10 protein-coding genes and 3 pseudogenes are annotated in these 17,517 nt (G+C 59.2%); 4 read left to right on the top strand and 9 right to left on the bottom strand.

Features of this window, described 5'->3' with window-relative positions; translation table 11 throughout:
* Nucleotides 1–313 precede the first annotated feature (313 nt).
* Entirely contained in the window at nt 314–1,051 is a 738-nt protein-coding gene (locus tag CIT37_RS33490; RefSeq protein WP_014497847.1) for a glycoside hydrolase family 12 protein, read from the bottom strand.
* A 293-nt stretch (nt 1,052–1,344) separates the two neighbouring features.
* Between CIT37_RS33490 and CIT37_RS33495 the strand changes: the two are divergent.
* Nucleotides 1,345–1,674: pseudogene (locus CIT37_RS33495) on the top strand (IS256 family transposase); the annotation flags it as partial.
* Between the two features lie 243 nt (nt 1,675–1,917).
* Here CIT37_RS33495 and ltrA read toward each other — a convergent pair.
* From ltrA to CIT37_RS33525, 6 genes are all read right to left on the bottom strand, one after another.
* A complete protein-coding gene (gene ltrA, locus CIT37_RS33500) occupies nt 1,918–3,231 on the bottom strand; it encodes a group II intron reverse transcriptase/maturase (protein ID WP_074076608.1) in 1,314 nt (437 codons plus the stop codon).
* A 507-nt stretch (nt 3,232–3,738) separates the two neighbouring features.
* Nucleotides 3,739–3,930, bottom strand: coding sequence for a hypothetical protein (locus tag CIT37_RS33505; protein ID WP_014497849.1), 192 nt, complete (start codon nt 3,928–3,930; stop codon nt 3,739–3,741).
* A gap of 17 nt (nt 3,931–3,947) precedes the next feature.
* On the bottom strand, nt 3,948–6,314 hold the full coding sequence (locus CIT37_RS33510) for an LPS-assembly protein LptD (protein ID WP_244611311.1): 2,367 nt from the start codon (nt 6,312–6,314) through the stop codon (nt 3,948–3,950).
* A gap of 1,269 nt (nt 6,315–7,583) precedes the next feature.
* A protein-coding gene (locus CIT37_RS33515) for an IS5 family transposase (RefSeq protein ID WP_224517492.1) occupies nt 7,584–8,344 on the bottom strand; the annotation gives its coding sequence in 2 pieces (ribosomal slippage) (nt 7,584–8,005 and nt 8,005–8,344; 762 coding nt in all).
* A 420-nt stretch (nt 8,345–8,764) separates the two neighbouring features.
* Entirely contained in the window at nt 8,765–9,601 is an 837-nt protein-coding gene (locus tag CIT37_RS33520; RefSeq protein ID WP_028144470.1) for a hypothetical protein, read from the bottom strand.
* A gap of 17 nt (nt 9,602–9,618) precedes the next feature.
* Nucleotides 9,619–10,683 carry an IS630-like element ISRj1 family transposase gene (locus CIT37_RS33525; RefSeq protein WP_011084514.1) on the bottom strand — a complete coding sequence of 355 codons (1,065 nt, stop codon included), beginning with the start codon at nt 10,681–10,683 and terminating at the stop codon, nt 9,619–9,621.
* 2,157 nt (nt 10,684–12,840) lie between these two features.
* Here CIT37_RS33525 and CIT37_RS33530 point away from each other — a divergent pair.
* From CIT37_RS33530 to CIT37_RS33540, 3 genes and pseudogenes are all read left to right on the top strand, one after another.
* Nucleotides 12,841–13,665 (top strand): annotated as a pseudogene (locus CIT37_RS33530) (IS6 family transposase).
* 249 nt (nt 13,666–13,914) lie between these two features.
* Nucleotides 13,915–14,502, top strand: a complete 588-nt coding sequence (locus CIT37_RS33535) for a GNAT family N-acetyltransferase (RefSeq protein ID WP_063629895.1) — start codon at nt 13,915–13,917, stop codon at nt 14,500–14,502.
* 286 nt (nt 14,503–14,788) lie between these two features.
* Nucleotides 14,789–15,036 (top strand): annotated as a pseudogene (locus CIT37_RS33540) (IS6 family transposase); the annotation flags it as partial.
* A 170-nt stretch (nt 15,037–15,206) separates the two neighbouring features.
* Here CIT37_RS33540 and CIT37_RS33545 read toward each other — a convergent pair.
* Together CIT37_RS33545 and nopM are read right to left on the bottom strand one after the other, a co-directional pair.
* Nucleotides 15,207–15,377 carry a hypothetical protein gene (locus CIT37_RS33545; RefSeq protein WP_018648285.1) on the bottom strand — a complete coding sequence of 57 codons (171 nt, stop codon included), beginning with the start codon at nt 15,375–15,377 and terminating at the stop codon, nt 15,207–15,209.
* Nucleotides 15,378–15,433: 56 nt separating this feature from the next.
* Entirely contained in the window at nt 15,434–17,179 is a 1,746-nt protein-coding gene (gene nopM / locus CIT37_RS33550; protein WP_174719442.1) for a T3SS effector NEL-type E3 ubiquitin ligase NopM, read from the bottom strand.
* Nucleotides 17,180–17,517 lie beyond the last annotated feature (338 nt).

A 17,517-nucleotide genomic window follows, 5' to 3' on the forward strand; every position in this document is an offset into this window, starting at 1 on the left:
TGTGCGAATCGATTTTCGTCCGGTGCGATCAGCTCCACATGTTTGCTAGGGAGCTGTCGCATTGCCTGGCCGAAAATGTTCCTGAACTGAGTTGTTGCCTCACGTAATTTTCTCTCCACCGCTGGTAGCGCCAGATCCGTCACCTTTGATTGTTCTCGCAGCGGCTCCAAGGCGATCTTTGCCTTCAGCGCTGCTTCGATTTTCCGTCTCGTTCTTCTTCATGGTCTCCGTTTATCAAAACAAAACGGCATCCGCACCATCTGAGCCGCCGGTCCAGAATCCGAGGCCACTTCACCTCACCGACCGTGGGTACTCACCTCGATGTCAGGGTCCAATTATTGAAGTTGAAGTTCATCCCACCTGGAGAGGAGGTGATCTCAACGCCGTATTGGACGTTGCCGACGTTTATCTCCCCAAAGTACCCTTTAGACTTGATCCACTGCAGGACACTCTTGATATCCACCGTCCCACTGTTGGTCTTCGAAGTGCGCAGGAATGAGATGACCTTATGGTGATTTTCTCCTTGAAACACGTTCCAAGTCGCTCCGCCTACATCGACATTTGTGTAGATCGGTATCGCCGCCCCGGAAGAAGCGTACTTGTAAGAAATGGGCTTGACGTTGCCGCCACCATCGGGATTGCCGGTGTAATTCGTCCAGAGCATTATCTCATACTGATTTGAGCTATCCCAGATATCGTAGGCGACGTCCCAGGCGCCGCTAGTCGGAACTTCCTGATTGAAGTTCGAGATCAGAGTGTTGATCGAACTGAGCGGTTTGCCGACATTGAAACCCTCGTGGGGATAGCTCTTGATGCCACCAGTATCAGGCTGGTTCGACCACACCCCCCACTGGTTGACAGCACTCACCGAGATAGTCTGGGGTCCTGCGCCCCTGCCCCATACGTCGTTGTTCCAACTGTAGCCATCGATTGAAAAGCTCCCGTATTGAGCGCTCGAACTCCATATCGGAGCTTTTGCCGATATTGGCACAAGCGCAACACTGGCCGCACTCAGGGCCGCAAACACCTTTAGCTTTGACACGCTCGCCATTCTCAATCTCCAACCTGACCTTTGCCCGCTCGCCCCTCGCAAGAGTTGGGCCATTATGCGCAGAGCCAGACGTGCTATTTTTCTCGCGCTCCGGGTTGCGTTCCCGACAGGCTGGCGGATTTCAGACAGGGTCCCGCCGCAGGATTGGTTGGAATTGAAAGCGGCGTAGTCTCTGAGGTGATCAACCTCGAATCATCCGCCGTTTGGAGCGCCGGATCGGAGACCATGCCATGACCAGCAATGTCACAAAGATGCATTTCCCCGCCGTGTGAAAGAGAGACGGCTCCGCAGCTTTTCGAAATTGGTTCGATCCGGTTGAAACGGCGGTGCGGAAACCAACGCGGGAACTCATTAGAGGAATTGCTCCGCAGCGAGCTCGATGCGGCCCTTGCGCGGCCGCGCTACGGACGCGGCATGAAGGCCGGCCATGAGGGAACGCCCCGTTACGGGCATCGACACGGCAGCCAGCCGCGGTCGCTGACCGGTAGCTTCGGGTCGATTAAAATCGCGGTCCCGCGTGCGCGGCTTGACACCCGCGATGGGGGACGACCGAATGGAAGAGCCAATTGCTGCGGGCTTGCAAGGATCGCCTCAGCCCTGCCGAAGTAGACATCGACAGGAGTGAGGTTGTCGATGCTCTCATGATAGCGGACGTGATTGCAGTGTTCGACGAACCGGGACGAAGCGCATGGTATTGCGCGCGACAGCTTCGCTGATCGCCTCTGCGTCGGCAGCATCAGTCTTCCCGCGCTTGAGTAGAGTCGAGGAGAGGCGCGGTGATGCGCTTGTTGCGCGTTCCGTTTCCTCTCCCCGCTCATCAAACCGGACGTGCGGTTTTCCCGCATCCGGCTTTCCGACAGGTTTCGTCACAAGGCGCACGTCGGCGACACTTTGCGCACGCGGTTCAGCACAAGTACGCCAGGGTTCCCATAGATCTGATCAGAGAACCGTCTGACGCCACGTCCTGGCGTCTTATGTCGTCTGCGCAGAAAGGCGAGCACGCGGTCAAAGACGTGTCGATCAACGGCCTGATGAGCCGTAGCAAGCGAGCCATAGCTGAAGTAAGCGGACCAGCCGCGCAGAAGGCGGTTCAGTCGTGCTTGTACTTCGGGCCAAGCGCCCTTGTTGCCCGGCGTCAGCAGTTCGCTGACCTTCCTCTTGATCCGCAGCACGCTTTTCTTCGACGGAGCCGCGCCAAGATACCACCGCCCCCCATTGCGGAAGTGGCGGGGTCCGAGCGTGTACCCAAGGAAGTCAAAGCTTTCCAATCGGGCATTCTTCACCGAGGTTTTAGTCTCGTTGAGTGTCAGCCCAAGCTTGGTCATCACCGCTTTCGTCCACGTCAATGCGTCTTCCGCGTGGCCGCGGCTGAGAATGACGAAGTCGTCGGCATAGGAGATAATCTGGCCATGGAATGCTTCACACCGACCGCTGAGACGCCAATGCTTCAGGAACCGGTTCATGTAGATGACGGAGAGCAGCGGACTGATGACACCCCCCTGTGGCGTGCCACACTTGTTGCTCTTACCGCCGCTCATGCGCCGTTTCCCGTTGCTATCCCGCTCCTCGACCGGTACTCGCAGCCATAACTTAATCAGCCGCAGCACATTCCGGTCGACGATGCGTCGGGCCACCGATTTGAGGAGGTCCGAGTGCGGTATCGTGTCGAAGTATTTCGACAAATCGGCGTCAACAACATCTGTGTAGCCCCGGCACATAAGCCGGTGCACTTCCTTGACGGCATCGACCGCGTTGCGGCGCGGGCGATATCCATAAGCTCCGTCCTCAAAATCCGCCTCGAAGATCGGTTCCAGCACGATCTTTGCAGCAGCTTGGACGACCCGGTCCCGGATTGTTGGGATACCGAGCGGACGTTCGCCGCCGCCGGGCTTCGGGATCATCACCCGCCGCACCGGATCGGGCCGATAGGTCTTGGTGACGAGTTCATCGCGCAGGCCAGCCAACCATGCTTCGAGTCCCGACGCGTCGATCTGTTCGAAAGTTATTCCGTCCACTCCCGGCGCACCCGCGTTGGCGCGGGCCAGCTTGTAGGCATGGCTCAGAATGTCCTCGCGGCAGATCTTGTCGTACAGCACGTAGAAGCGGAAGGCAGGCTCCGCCTTCGCCTTACAATAAAGCTTTCTTTCTCTGAAGGCTCCTGATCTTATCGGGCGTTTCAAGGCTCATCGCCAATCTACCCTTTCCCTCGCCATCTTCAAAAGCGCACCTGAAGTCAGGGTCCTTTCCTCCGCCGGAATTACCCGGTTTCATCGGTACCTTTGACCCTGTCCGACTCCCGTCCGGTCCATCGACTACTCAATGCTGAAGGCGCGACCTTCGACCAAGACGGGTCTCCCCCGATTACCCGTACTACCTTTCCAACGTGCCGTGCCCATTACCCCGGTGAACCAGACAGGTGCGTGCGTCGATTGCTTCCCTGTCCGCACGGCCTTCCCCGCCATACGATCGGGTCGGCATTCACATCGTAACTTTCGAGGCGTGCTCAGGCTTCACTCACGTTACGGCCCGCTGGATTGCTCGGCCGCCTAAAGCGACCTTTGTCACGAGGCTTCGATCCGTCCGATTGCTCGTCCAAACCGCTCGTCAGCTACCAGATCAATCGACAACTCTCTGGGTGGATCCTTCCTCCACTGGTAATACGCGCCGTCGGGGCGCACCGAATGGCTTCACATATTGAGGTAGCAGCAGTTTGACGTCATGACCCAAAGCCGCGATCTCGCGCGCCCAAAACCGACATGGCTGAAGTGGAACAGTTCTGCGCGTTCGTCGAACTCGAGCTTTCCCAGCACAGCCGTGACCGCCTGCCCGCTATTGCGCGCCTCGGTCGTGGTGGTGACGTCCCCCGACGTGACCCGCATGCGCCGCTATCCGTGCCTCAGAAGCCGATTGCGATCGTCCCGAATGTTCGTAGACCTATACTTAGCATGTAGGTCTCATTCAAGACGGGGGGCACGCCGCCTACCGTATAATTGTAGGATTTCAGATAGTTCAATCCCAGCACCAAGCAATCGTCGACATAGCCGGCACCGACCACATACTGGTTGATCTCGTTGGCCTCGAGGTCCCAGCGCGCCGAGCCCGTGACCACCCAGTTGGTCGCGACCTTCAGCGAGCCGGTGGTGAGGATGCCTTCGCGGCGGGTCAGATAGCCGAGCTCCGGCTGTGCCGCGTAGTTGCCGTACATCACGCTGATCGACCAGCGATCGAAGTTGGCGCGGCCTTCGGCCTCGAAACGCTGGACGTTCCAGGTCTGCTCGTCCATGCGGGAGCGGACGCTGAAGGTGTAGGTGCGGTTGGGCGAGTAGTCGATACTCGCCACGTAGTCGGAGCGGGGCTTGTCGAGACCGGAATCGAGGCCCGTGTTGATGGAGTCCCGGACCGCGTAGGAGTTCATGCCGAACAGCTGGTAGGACTGGCCGAACAGCACCTTGGCCGCGCCGCCCTTGTCGAACTGCGTGGTGGCCTGCACGCCGACATTGGCGCGGCCGCCGCCCTCGACGCGGTCGTAACCGGAGAACTTGTCGACGCTGAACAGGTTCGACGTTTCGAATACAAAACTCTGCGCATCCTCGTTGGGAAACTTGCCGGCATAAGTCTCGTTCGGGCGGATGATGATCTGCGCGATCGGCTCGACGGTGGTCGAGCCCCAGGGCTGAACGTTGATGAAGGGATAGCGGTATTCGAGGCCGACCGTCGGCATCAGGCGGAATGCCTGGGTGTCGCCGACCGGTAGGTAGTTCGACACGCCCGGCTGGTTCGAGACCGAGGAGTTGATTGCATCGGCGCGCAGGCCGGCGAACGGCGTCCAGATCTGGCCGAGCGGGTCGGTGAAGGATTTGCGCCACTGCGCTTCCGCCGACAGGCGGGTATAGGTGCCGGGGAAGCCGCGCAGCAGGCACTGCGATGGCGTGCGCGCGAGCGGATCGGCCGACGCCGTCGTGCACAGGCTGTTGGTGTTGGCGAGCGTGGTGATCGGATCGAACACGGCGCTGTCACGCGACAGGTTGACGGAGTTGGTCTTGTAGCTGAACTCGCCGCCGAACACCGGATAGTTGAGCACGTTCGAGTAGTCGATCACGGGGTAGACGATCGGGACCTTGTCCTGGTTGCCCGAGAAGCTCCGCCAGTACATCGTGCGCGCATCGAAGAAGCTGCGATTGCCGGCGCCGGTCAGATAGAGCTGCGAGACCGCGTCGGTCGGCAGGTTCAGGAACGAACCGAGCGGGTCACGGTACTGCGACAGGCGGTAGTCCGAGAAGAAATAGTAGTCGGACATCACGACGCCGTCCCAACCCCAGACCCATTTGTCGTTCAGCGCGAACTGACCCTTGGTCTCGACGGCGCCGCGCCACTGGCGGTCGCCGGGCTGCCCGGCGAAGGCGCCGCGATCGAGCTGGTCGATGCCGTAAGCACGGATCTGGTAGGCGCCGCCCATCAGGCGCTGGCGGAACTCCGCCTGGAACAGCACGCCCTGCCTGGAGGTGATGCGCGGGTTGAAGGTCACGTCCATATCGGGCGCGATCGCCCAGTAGAACGGGACCTCCACGCCGTAGCCGTAGCCCGTGTTCGAGGTGAAGCCCGGCATCAGGAAGCCGGACTTGCGCTTCACGGTCGGGTCGGGCGTCGAGAAGTAGGGCATGTAAGCGAGCGGCACGCCGAAGAACTCGAGCTGCGCCGTCTCGAAGTACAGCATCTTCTCCTTCTGGTCGTGGATGATGCGGGCACCCTTGACCTGCCAGAGCGGTGGCTTCTTCGGATCGTCCTTGCACGGAGCGCAGGCCGTGTAGACGCCGTTCTCGAACACGGTGTAGTTGCCGCTGGAACGGTCGGCGCGCGTTGCGGCCATCCGTGTCCGGTCGGCGGTATCGACCCGGAGCGAACCGACGAATCCGTCGCGATAGTCGTCGGACAGATCGATCGTCTCGGCATAGGTGATCTTGCCCTCGGCATCCGTCATGCGGATGTTGCCTTCGGCATGGAGCCGCTTGGTCTTCTGGTCGTAGGCGACCTTGTTAGCCTCGACGCTGGTGCCGTTGTAGAACAGCTGGACGTTACCGACCGCCGAGATCCGCGAATTATTGTAGTCGTAGACGACCTCGGTCGCCTGAACCAGCATCTGGTTGTCGTTGGCGGCCTTCGGCGGCTTCGGACGCGGCGGCTGCGTATTGTAGGAGACGTTCTGCGCCGATGCCTTTACGACGGGGCCGAAACCAGTCGCGATGACAACGGCTATGGCAAGCAAGCAGTCGCAGACTAGCGACGTGAAGAGCCACGGATCGTGCCCTGGCGCAACCGCAGTCAGTTTGTGACGATGCGCAGCCACAGCCACTAACCTTTCCGTCGGGTCAGCAAGGCCAACAATCTGATGAAGCGGCCAACGCAGACTGGCGGCCAGACCGAAGTCTCCAGTTGCATGAACTCACACTTACTTGACGTCCTGATACAACTAGCCACAACAGCGAGCAGGAAAATGGTGAACACGTTACCTTAAATTCTCGGCATCGAGCCGTAGCACTGGCTCCAGCCCTCTTGCGGTTGCGCAGAAACCCTCGGCAATCGACGCGAACCGCTACGCTGAAATCTCTTCAAGTCGGCCTCGCTTCGGCCCAGGGAATTCGTGCTGAAGGCGTCGCGCTGGAAGGTTTGCGGAAGCATGTGATGGCTGATCTGACGGGTTATCAGGTTCATCCGAACCGAACTATGCCTGGAAGCACAGCTACTGGAGCAAGCTGCGAGAGCCCAGGAGCAGCAGCAGCGCTATGGGCGGAGCGCGAAATGCCGATCGCGGAGAAACTCCGCGTCTCCGATAGGCGATCTTGGGCGGCAGCTTTTTCAGCAAAGGGATCAGGAACACGAGCAGTCCGCGCTCATTGGCCAAAGCTTTGACGAACTGTCGGTCCGCCGACCATGCCACTTGGTTCGCGTGGGTCGTTCCGATATCTGTCAGCTGCGACCTACTCCGAAGGATGCTGATCTGTTGTTGTTGCGGCGAATATGCCAGCTGCTTGCTAATCGGCCGTTTCACGCCCCCCGGCGCATGACGGCCATTATGCGGGCCGGGAGCCATGCGGTGAAGCGCGAGCGGGTGAAACCGTTGATGTGCAGAATGGGAAGGCTCAGGCCGAAGCCGCGAATAACGCAACCGTCGGGGCCAGAGGCCAATGTTGTGTTCTGCTCCGCCGTTTGCGGATTGGTGCCAGAGGATCAGACACAGCTTCACTGCTGGCCCAAAGTCGGCCGGGCCGGCCTGCCGCGGGCTAGAAGCGCAATGGTTGTGGCTTCCCAAAGACGAACTCCAGATCGCATCATGCACTCCGCTGCCCCTTCCTGTCCAATAACGAGCGCCTGCGCAAACGAAGCAAGCTGCGTGCCGCTCGAAGATGGAGATCCTCAAGCGGGTTTGTTCATGGTACATGCGTCCGGTTGTGGACATTGGTCCGAACCAGACAATCGAGTCCTTGGCAGTGATATCGGTAGTTGGTGGAACGCACGATTGCACTAGGGTCCAGACTCAATTGAGCCAATATGCGACGAGAGCGGCGAGATGAACAGCGGCCAAAAAATTACGGGCGAGCTTGTCATATCGCGTGGCGATGCGCCGGAAGTCCTTGAGCCTGCCAAAGCAGCGTTCGATGACATTTCGTCCTTTGTAGGCGCGTTTGTTGAAGCGATGGATGACGACACGGTTAGATTTATTGGGGATTACGGGCTTGGCGCCACGACGAATGATTTCGCCGCGAAGCTTGTCGCCATCATACCCTTTGTCGGCGAGGAGCACGCTCATGGGTGGCGCGAGCGCCAGGACATCGGGAGCCGCAGCGATATCGGCATCCTGGCCTGGAGTCAGATGCAGGACGACCGGCCGGCAGAGCGGATCGCTCAGCGCATGGATTTTTGTCGTGCGGCCTCCGCGCGAGCGGCCGATTGCTTGATTGTGCTCCCCCCTTTTCCGCCGGAGGCACACCGGTGAGCTTTAATCGAGGTCGAGTCGAGCGACAGTACGACGCCGTCTTCGCCAGGCTTGGCCAGCGCTTCGAAGATTGCGCACCATCGTCCTCGCTTGGCCCAGCGATTGAAGCGATTGTAGATCGTCGTGTAAGGGCCGTATTCACGTGGACAATCACGCCATCGTGCACCCGATTGCAGCATGTGAATGATGCCGCTGACGATGCGTCGGTCGTCGTCCCGATCCGGCCCCGTCAGTCCCCTCGGCAGATGCGGTTCGATACGCGCCCATTGCCTGTCGTTCAGCCAAAACAAACCAGCGCGCATTCTCTCGCCCCCGAATCAACACGTAGGCAAGAGAATCACGTGGCGCTATTTAGGTACAGACCCTAGTGCGCGCAAGCGCTCGTCAGCCCAGATGGCAATTGATGAGGGCGCGCCGCCTGTGTTCGATGGGACGGACCAGATGGTCGATCGCCGACGCCTAAGCTATGAAGAGCTGCCTGCCAGTTGTCCGCTAATGGCCCGCAACCCGACGCGTCCACACGATTATCAAGCGACGGCAGGCACTGCACTTTTCAATTCGGCTCGCTCCACGGCCAGCGGGCGGTGCTCGACGACATGGAATGGCTGGGCGACGAGCATATCGGGCGAATTACGCCCTCCTGTTACAGGAGTTGAAGAGGGACATTCCGGATCTGGCGGCCCGGACTCGTTCGTGGAGTTCGTGACAACCCATGTGCTGCGCTACACTATCCTTCCGCTTTCATTATTATTCCCGAGCAGGCAACCGCCCATAATGCCATTTGTTGCATTAGCAGCCCAGTTGTTCGCAAACAAATCATCGACATCCTTGCTCGGGAGCCCCCCACCGGGATTCGCCGCTTGTTGAACAAAGGCTTGCGCCAGCGAGTGCCGAAACGCAGAGATGCTTTCCGCATCCATGGGCGAGATCTCGCAGACCAAAGCTTTACTGTCGGCATCCATTAAGACCTGTGGACCAAAAGCAGTACCGCTCGGGTTTGACGCCATAATCAACGTGAAGCTAATTTTGACCCCGGCCGAGGTCGTAAAACTATGAGATGCCAAAGAAACTAGCCTCTGCATCAGCATCGAACCGACAGGCGCCTCCGCACGGAGAGCCGGACCATTCTGCCGGAACGATCTTGCAGGAGCGAACGACGCCACTCGAGGCCCTTTGTCTGCTCTCCTCTTTAGAACGTCTTCGTCGGGATAATTTGACGGCTCGTCACTGCTCAGCGTCATCGATCGATAGCGCAGACGCGAGGGCGCTGGAAGAATCACAGGAGCCAATACAGCGTTGCACGGTGCACCCGCATTAGCCCCATTGAAGCTGAACAGATCCGCACCCCGCTCAAAGAGCTCCCCTCGTATGGGCTGGTTGTCACTGAAAAGATGGAGGGCTTGGCATTCCGACTGAAAATTATCAACAAGTAGGATGGAAGAAACAATCAGCATCCCGGCACAATCACTCCGATAGCCGGAGCGTTTTGCCATGGCTCCGCGGTTGCTCACCACCAGCAAAAGCAAGGCCGCAAGCACGCTCACGAAGTACAAAAACACCAGCCTAGTACCCGGAATCAGAGCTGAGTGATACGGCGGCCTTTGAAACGGCGTTGACGGACCTTTTTCTTGGTCCAGACGAAGGGCTCGGCTCTGTCGTTGTATGCGTTGACGTAGGCATCGATGTGTTCCTGAAGCTGCTTGAGGCTCGTGAAGGAGGTGCCGCTGAGCGACTGCCCCTGCAAGATGGAAAACCATACTTCGACCTGATTGAGCCATGACGCACTTGTCGGCGTGAAATGAAATTGCACGTTGGGGTGGGCCTTGAGCCAGTCCTCGTTCTTTTTATGGGTGTTGAGGTTGTCGAGGATGACGTGAAGCTTGCGGTTCGGAAAAGTCGCGGTGACGCTGTTCATGAAATCGAGAAACTCGACGCGGCGCCGGCGTTTTGAATGGGTCGCGATGATCTTTCCGGTGGCGACTTCGAGCGCCGCAAACAATGTTGTGGTGCCATGCCGCTTGTAATCGTGGCTTTGGCCGGTTAAGGCGCGGCCATTGGGCAACTTCAGATAACCCTGCGCTCGCTCCAAAGCCTGGATCGAGGGCTTCTCGTCCACGCACAGCACAATGGCCTTCGCCGGCGGCGCGACATAGAGGCCGACAACATCGGCGGCTTTGGCCGTAAAGTTCGGGTCGTTGCTCTCGCACCAGGACTTGCGAGCCACCAGGTCAATCTTGTGGCTGCGCAGGAACCGCCAGACATATTGGACATCGACATCGCCCAGCGCCTCGGCCAGCAGGGGGCCGGTCCAGCGCGCAAACCCTTGCGGTGGCGGCTTATCCAGCAGCTTCAGAATCCGCTTGTCGGTCGTCTTCGTATAGATCGGCTGCTTGCCAGGCCGCGGCTTGTCTTGCAGCCCTTCAAGGCCATGGTCGGCATAGCGATGCCGCCAAAGGCTGACAATCCGCGGCTGGACCCCAACTTCCTTGGCGATCGACCGGGTGCTGCGCCCATCCGCCGCCAACAGAACTATCCGCGCCCGCTTCAAATCGCGCTGCAACGTCACCGGTGAGCGACAGCACGCCTCAAGCACCTTGCGATCTTTCCTCGAAAGGTGGACTTCTCTTGCTTCGGGTATCATCCCGACCTTGAATCACGACTCACGTTCCAAGAAAAGTGGGTACTAGCGAACTCAATCGATACGGCCCTCATCAGAAGTTCCTTCACCCCGATGTTTTGGGGCATCACGTGCTAACCGATGTCCGCCCTGCACTGAGCCCTGATGCCACATTCATGCCAAAGGCCCCTGTTGTTTGCGGACGCTTGTCACTTGCGTTCGCCAAACGACGTCCGGGTATAAACCCCTTGCTGAGCAGATCGACAATCTCGATGTCCTAAGAACAAATGGCCGTCGGCATCACGTCTGATAAGTCCGACCGCTGAGGGCGGAGACGCCAAGCCAACGCGACCTTATTGCTTGAAGCCTAGTTTCATGTTGCCTCAGAGTAAGCTGACGACCACGGCGCTCGTGGCGACACGCGAGAAGGCAACCTTCAGCACCCCCCCCTGGAAAAGCGATCCGAGATGTTCGTCCGCGAACCAAGCAAGGGACGTGTCGATGAAAATCGCAGCTGCTCTGCGTCTTCTACGAATGTTTGTAGCGTCGGAAGTCAGACATTGTTTCAGAGCTGACAATCGACTCTGTTAAAGTTCTGACAACACGCTGCGCAAGAAGGGGTGGCATCCCGGTCCATAGTCCAAATATTGTCATCAGAACTTTAGCGATGATCAGAGCTACAGCTGTGATGCAACGGGCAGCGTGACCGTTTCCGTATATGGTAAGAACGACCGGAGCGCAGGGGACTGCGCTCCCATTTTCATGGGGCATCTTTTTCCAAGGCACCACGTCAGGAGTGTATTGTCGCTCTGTCAGTGGTGAGAACACTTCCGCTGGTTCTGGCGACAGCGACGTTCGGCGCCGGTGCGCTCGTATCCATAACCGACGCTACATTGAACGCGCGCCGAACCAGACGGCTGCAGACCGCAGCATTTCTCACCTGAGCGTAGGCACGGATCGCACAGCTGTCCCTGTGCTGCGGTCTATGGTGGCAAAGAAAGAAGGAGCAGACTGCAATCAATCCTACGACGAATACGGGACGCGACATTTCCCCTCCTCATTTAAGGACAGCGGCAGTCCATCTACCATCTGTGAAATCAATCGTCCGCTCGACCGCGAGCCCCCCGGCTCCCTTGTGCGGAGAGCTCGCTCTATTTTTCGACATCGGGTATTCGACAATACCTGACACTACCGGAGCGCCGTCGCTTCCGTCGCGCGGCACAAGGGCTCGATCCTGCACGCCGACTTTCCTATACGGTGCTATTGCAAAGTGGCGGCCGTGTCTCAGAGGTTCTGGCGCTCACAGCTGCTGCTGTTGAACTGAAAAGCGGAAGCGTAGCGCTTCTGACCCTCAAGCGTCGAAAGAGTAACGTGGTACGACAAATTTCCCTACCGCTGAAACCCGGCCGAGGCGCGAATGGAGTTTCCGGAGTTGGCTGAGGTGTGGGCCACGAACTTTCCTGCCGTAGAGAAGGCGGCGGAGGAAGCGGAGCGAAAGTTGCGCGATTTCGTCGCTCAAGTCGGGTAGTAGAAATTTGCGGCGCTCACGCGCCGCCGAATTTTCAGACCGGGATGCCGAGCTTCTTCGCCTTGTCGCCCAGATTGTCCTGAATTCCCGCGCCCGGGACATGCTTCACGCCAATCGGCAGCTCGTTGAGCATCGATTTCCGTTGTCAGGGTTGCAACGGCGTCAGTCGATGCCTCCGCGTCAGCCCTTCCAGCGATCTCTCCAGGTCGTCCCGACGCATCAGGACGGCGGCGTCCGTATCATTTACGGTTCGGTCGAGCTCTTGAGTTCGTGTTCGTAGCGCTCTGGACACAGCCGGGTCGGTGGCAATCAGCGGGAACACCTGACCCTGCGACCGGGCGATATCCTGACAGGCCATATTGAAGGCCCCTTCGGCTGAAGCGCGGCGATTCTTCGCGGCCTCCATTCCCGCGGCAGCTTCCTCGCAGCGAGCGCTCGCCGACTGGAACGCGCCAGCAGCAGCGGATTTCGCCTCCCACGCCTTGGCGAGGGTTTCGTGGGCCGTTCGACGACCTTCGTTAATCCGGGTCCGGTGACTCGCGGTCGCCCCACCTTCAAGAAGTTCAGCTCAGGCGAACGCTTCTCTACCAGTCGACGTTGTTTGGGTTGGGCCGCGCTCTGCGTCGATTTGCGACCGTGAATGCTCAAACGAGATGGCCGCGACCGCGCCGTCCGGCTCCGTTGCAGCGTCATTTCGAGCTCACCAGCCCGCTCACGCAGTGCACCGTACTTTTGCGCAACCGCTGAAAGTCTGTCGGCGCAGCCCACCGGGGCGGCGTCAATATGCCGTTTGGTTGTAGTTCCCGTTTCCCTTAAGCTTGCGCATAGTCGAGGAAATGCTGGAGGCGCGTGGCACTGTTGACCTATGAAGCCGTGCGCCAGTGGGGACCGAAATTCGGCAAGGCGTTCTCCGATCGGTCCGCGAGCGCGCTCCCGCTCGCGGTGACAAATGGCATCTGGACGAGATCGTTATCTCGATCGCGGGCGAACAACATTAGCTCTGGCGCGCTGTCGACCAGAATGGCTTCGTTCTCGACGTCTTGATCCAGCGCGGAAGAGACTCGCGCGCTGCGCAGCGGCTCAGGAAGAAGCTCTTGAAATCCGCCGGCACGCCGCCGCGCGTGATGATCACGGACAAGCTTCGTTCGTACGGCGCTGCGAGGGCAAAGACGGGCCTTTGGGTCGAACATCGCCAGCACAAAGTTCTCAACAATCGGGCCGAGAATTCTCATCAGCCGACGCGACGACGCGAGCGGATCATGATGCGTTTCAACTCCTCCAGGCCCACCGATTTCTGTCAGTTCACGATCAGGTCTCGAACCTTTTCCACATCCCCTATCCCGGAGCCCTGACTGCCGACTTCCGTCGTGCTTGGCACGAGCGAGCCTTTGCGACTTGGCGCGAGATCTCCATGACAAGCGCTATCGCCGAATCTCGAACCTTTGAGAAGCGCCTCCTTCAGCTCAGCGGTCGGTTAAGTTGACGATGCCGTCGCTCGACATTCAGTATGGCACAGGGATTGCAGTGATGAAAAAGCGCTCCGGAAGCTGAGCACGGCGAGCCGGTGCCGGGCGATGGATCTATTCTGAGTCGTTACGGAACATGACCATCAGCGGGCAGAACCCAGGTGCAGCCGGTCGATATCAGGAATCTGGTGATCGGCCACGTCTTCTTTATGTCGTGCCACGTAACTCTGACAGGTAGACAGAAAATTTGGAACCCACATTATGCCGGCGGAGTCGGATATCAAATGTGCGAATGCAAACATTCGAACAAGCACCGTCTGGACAATTGTGCTCGGCTTTGCCGCCGATCCATTGATGCGGTGGAGTTGGCCTGACGCAAGCCAATATCTTCGGAGCATGCCTCGGTTCGTTAACGCCTCTGGTGGACCAGCATTCGAGCACGGCACAGCATACGTCACGGAAGGGATCCGCGCCGCAGCCCTGTGGCTGCCGCCTGGCGTGCAGCAAGACGAGTCCGCGTTAGACGAAATAATGGCGCTGTCCCTGAACCCGGCGATCACCGAAGATATGGCGCTCCTGCGGCAGGAAATGGCCGAACATCATCCGTCCGAGCCGCATTGGTACCTGCCTCTCATCGCGGCCGATCCGAACTGGGTCGGACAAGGACTTGGCACATTGTTGATGAAATACGCTCTTCAACGATGCGATGAGCAGGGCATTACCGCCTATCTGGAAAGCTCGAATCCCGATCACATCCCCTTTTATCAAAGCCACGGCTTCGAGGTCATTGGCAAAATACAACATGGTTCTTCGCCGCCGCTCACGCCAATGTTGCGAGCAGCCAAATAAAGCGAAATTCAAAGCCTGTGTTCGCATTGGCTCACGAGGGCCACCTTTCAGCACTGCTTACGTATTGTCTGCGGCGGCGCTGATTATTTCGCCAGCAAGTATTGGGGCGACTCGGGCTCGCGGCGATGCTCCATGATGTCGGGAAGCTACCATTCCGCTGACGCTGTTCGACAAGTCGGGCCGTCTAAATGAGGAAGACAGCAGACTGATCGAGACACATCTGGTCGACGGCTTCGGAAGACTCTGGATGGCGTTAAGTTAACGAATTGGAGCCGCCGAGGGGGTGGTGACGACCAGCACGCCGACCGCCCGGACCCCTCTTTATCGCCGCCATCGCTTCCCACCGGAAGTAATCAGCTATGCCGCTTGGTTGTATTTCCGGCTTCCTCTCGAGCTTGCGCATGGTCGAGGACGTGCTGAAGTGCTGGCGGCGCGTGGCATTGGCGTGACCTATGAAATCGTGCGCCAGTAAGACGAAAACTTCGGCAATGCGTTCTCCGATGGATCCGCTCGCGCGCTCCCGCTCGTTCAAACGACTGAGAGCATGCACTTGACCGACCGCGACAATCGCGATGATCAAAGCCGGTTGTTGACGCGTCGATTTCGCTCGCCCGAGGACGAGTACGAAGCAAAGGCGGCGCGCGGTCACGACAGAATTCCGGCGGAGCATTCCGCAGCCCGGTAGAAGGCCCGGGCATCCCGTCTTACAAGGAATCGGCAATGAGGCTGCGCGCCGACCATTTCATGCTGCCGCACACCGTGCGATCTTCACGGCGGTAGATGCGTGCTGCCTCAACGGGCCGCGCCTCAGCCTCCTCGCTCGAGCGCCAATCGGCAATCGTCAGCTCAAAGATGATGTCGATTGCAGGATCCATCTTGAGGCAGCGCCACAGAGCAACGAAGAATATCCCCGCGGGACTGTTGGGAAGTCTTATTGTTCTAGGCCGCGCTCTGCGAGCAGCCGGTGCATGACCTCGCCTTTGATCTCGCCTGCGATTTGGTTTCGGACTTGGGCTCCGAGCACCCGCTCGGCATCGACGTCGCCCACCAGACCATGTTCGGCCAGTCGCTGATCCAGACGGCTTTGGAACTCTTCGCCCATGGCTTCGACGAGCCGGTCTTGCATCGCTGCATGTTCGTCTGGAGCGATGCGCCTCAGCACCGTCTCCCAGGGTTGCCAGCGGCTTGCCATGAAGTCGGTGAACTGGCTTGCTTCCCGCTCCCGGACCAGGTCGAGCGCCTCCGTCGCATCATCCTCGCTTACGTGAGAGACCGCCAGGAAGCGCATGTCAGGGGCGACGTGACTGAGCTCCAGCGGCTCGCGCAGCCGATGTTGATAGGCCAGGTAGACTTCGATGTCGTCTACGTTCGGGTTGCCGCTGGCGAGCGAGTTGATCCTGTCGCGCGCGATCTCGTCCAACGCCTCCAAGCGGAAGGCGACACGGCCGCGCTGGATCAGATCGCCAAGCCGATCGTCATATACCCCGTCCTCGACGTCAGCGTTGAGGCGCGCGGTCTGCATACCATTCCAGTGCAAGGTGACACGATCCTCGCAGCTCGCGTTGGCCTCGGACGCCTGCGCAAAGAACTGCTCGCGCAATGTCGGATTGGCGGCCGCCTGCTGCAGATCATCAGCCACTGCCTGCCGAAACTCGTCATTGCCGTAGTTCACGGTCTCTCGTAGCCTCTCCAGGAACTGTGCGTAGTCCTGGGCGCCTGGCTCATCCGCAAAGTGCTGCCATTTGGCCAGCGTCGCCGGGTCGTCTGCGAGCCATTGCGCGGCAGCCTCATATAGAGATTGCTGCGCAAGCTGCGGTGGCGCTTCAGCCGTCGCCAGATTAGCGAGGACGTCGTCCGGCAGCGGGTTATCCCCGAACTCGAGATTCTCCAAATGCGGGTAGCTGAGACTAAGATTCGGTACACGCCCCTCAAGAAGATCCTCAGGCAGGCTGGTCAGCCGGTTACCGCTGAGATTGAGCGATTGGAGGGTGCTCGGAAGGGGGGCGGGGAGGTTGGCCAATTGATTGCTGCTGACATCGAGTTCAATGAGCCCCGATGGGAGGTAGTCGGGGAGGTCGGTCAGCTGATTGCCACTAACCGCGAGCGAGGTGAGCCTGCTCGGGAGAGCGTCCGGCAGGCTAGTTAGTCGGTTGTCGCTTGCGTTCAGGATCTCGAGCCCAGCCGGAAGGTTGGCCGGCAGACTGGTCAAGCTGTTATCGGCCACCTCCAGCCGAGAGAGGGTCGCCGGAAGAGCGTCCGGCAAACTGATCAACCGGTTATGGCTAATGAGAAGATGCTGAAGACCGGGTGGGAAGCTAGCGGGCAGGCTGCTTAGCTCGTTGTGCCTGGCGCGCAGTTCCAGCAATCTTGGCGGCAGGGCGGCGGGCAAAGCGGTCAGGGAGAGGGAGGACAAATCCAGCGAGTGCGAGCCAGTGTTGTCCGCCCCCCTAATTCGTGCGCGTCCCTGTCGCCGATTCTCGGCTTCGCCCTGCCCCTCTTCGGCCGCCCAGTTGTCCAGCAACTGCGCGCGCGCGGAGGCCGGGGTCCGATATCCTGTCATGGCTTCGAGCAAATCCGCCACGGCTCGGCTGAAGCCGCTGAGGTAACTTTCCTGCTCCCCCTCTTCAGAAGCGGCCGAGGAAGAACCTGCACTCCACTGAGCCTGTCCTGTGTTCATCAATATCTCCATCGCCAAAACAAGAATACCCCCGCTCCTCAAGGTCGCGAAGCAGGCCGGGTGTCATGATCATTGTTCACACGAGCCCAAACGCGCAAATGGATCGATACTGCTGCGAGGCTTCCTGCCATTTCGTTGACCAGATAAGTCCCGGAGGGCCGTCAACGTGGCAGCGTTCTGCCCTTAGCAGGCCTACCTGTCGATAAGCTGACGAATGTCGCTGCAGAACCCCGGGTCGCCGGTTGCCAGCGGTGACCGAAGCAAGCCCGGTTTGAGGTTGAACCGGTCAAGCTTCGCAAAGACCAGCTTGGCCCCCATTGCCTTGGCATGGGCACCGC

Source organism: Bradyrhizobium ottawaense (assembly GCF_002278135.3).
GTDB lineage: Bacteria > Pseudomonadota > Alphaproteobacteria > Rhizobiales > Xanthobacteraceae > Bradyrhizobium > Bradyrhizobium ottawaense.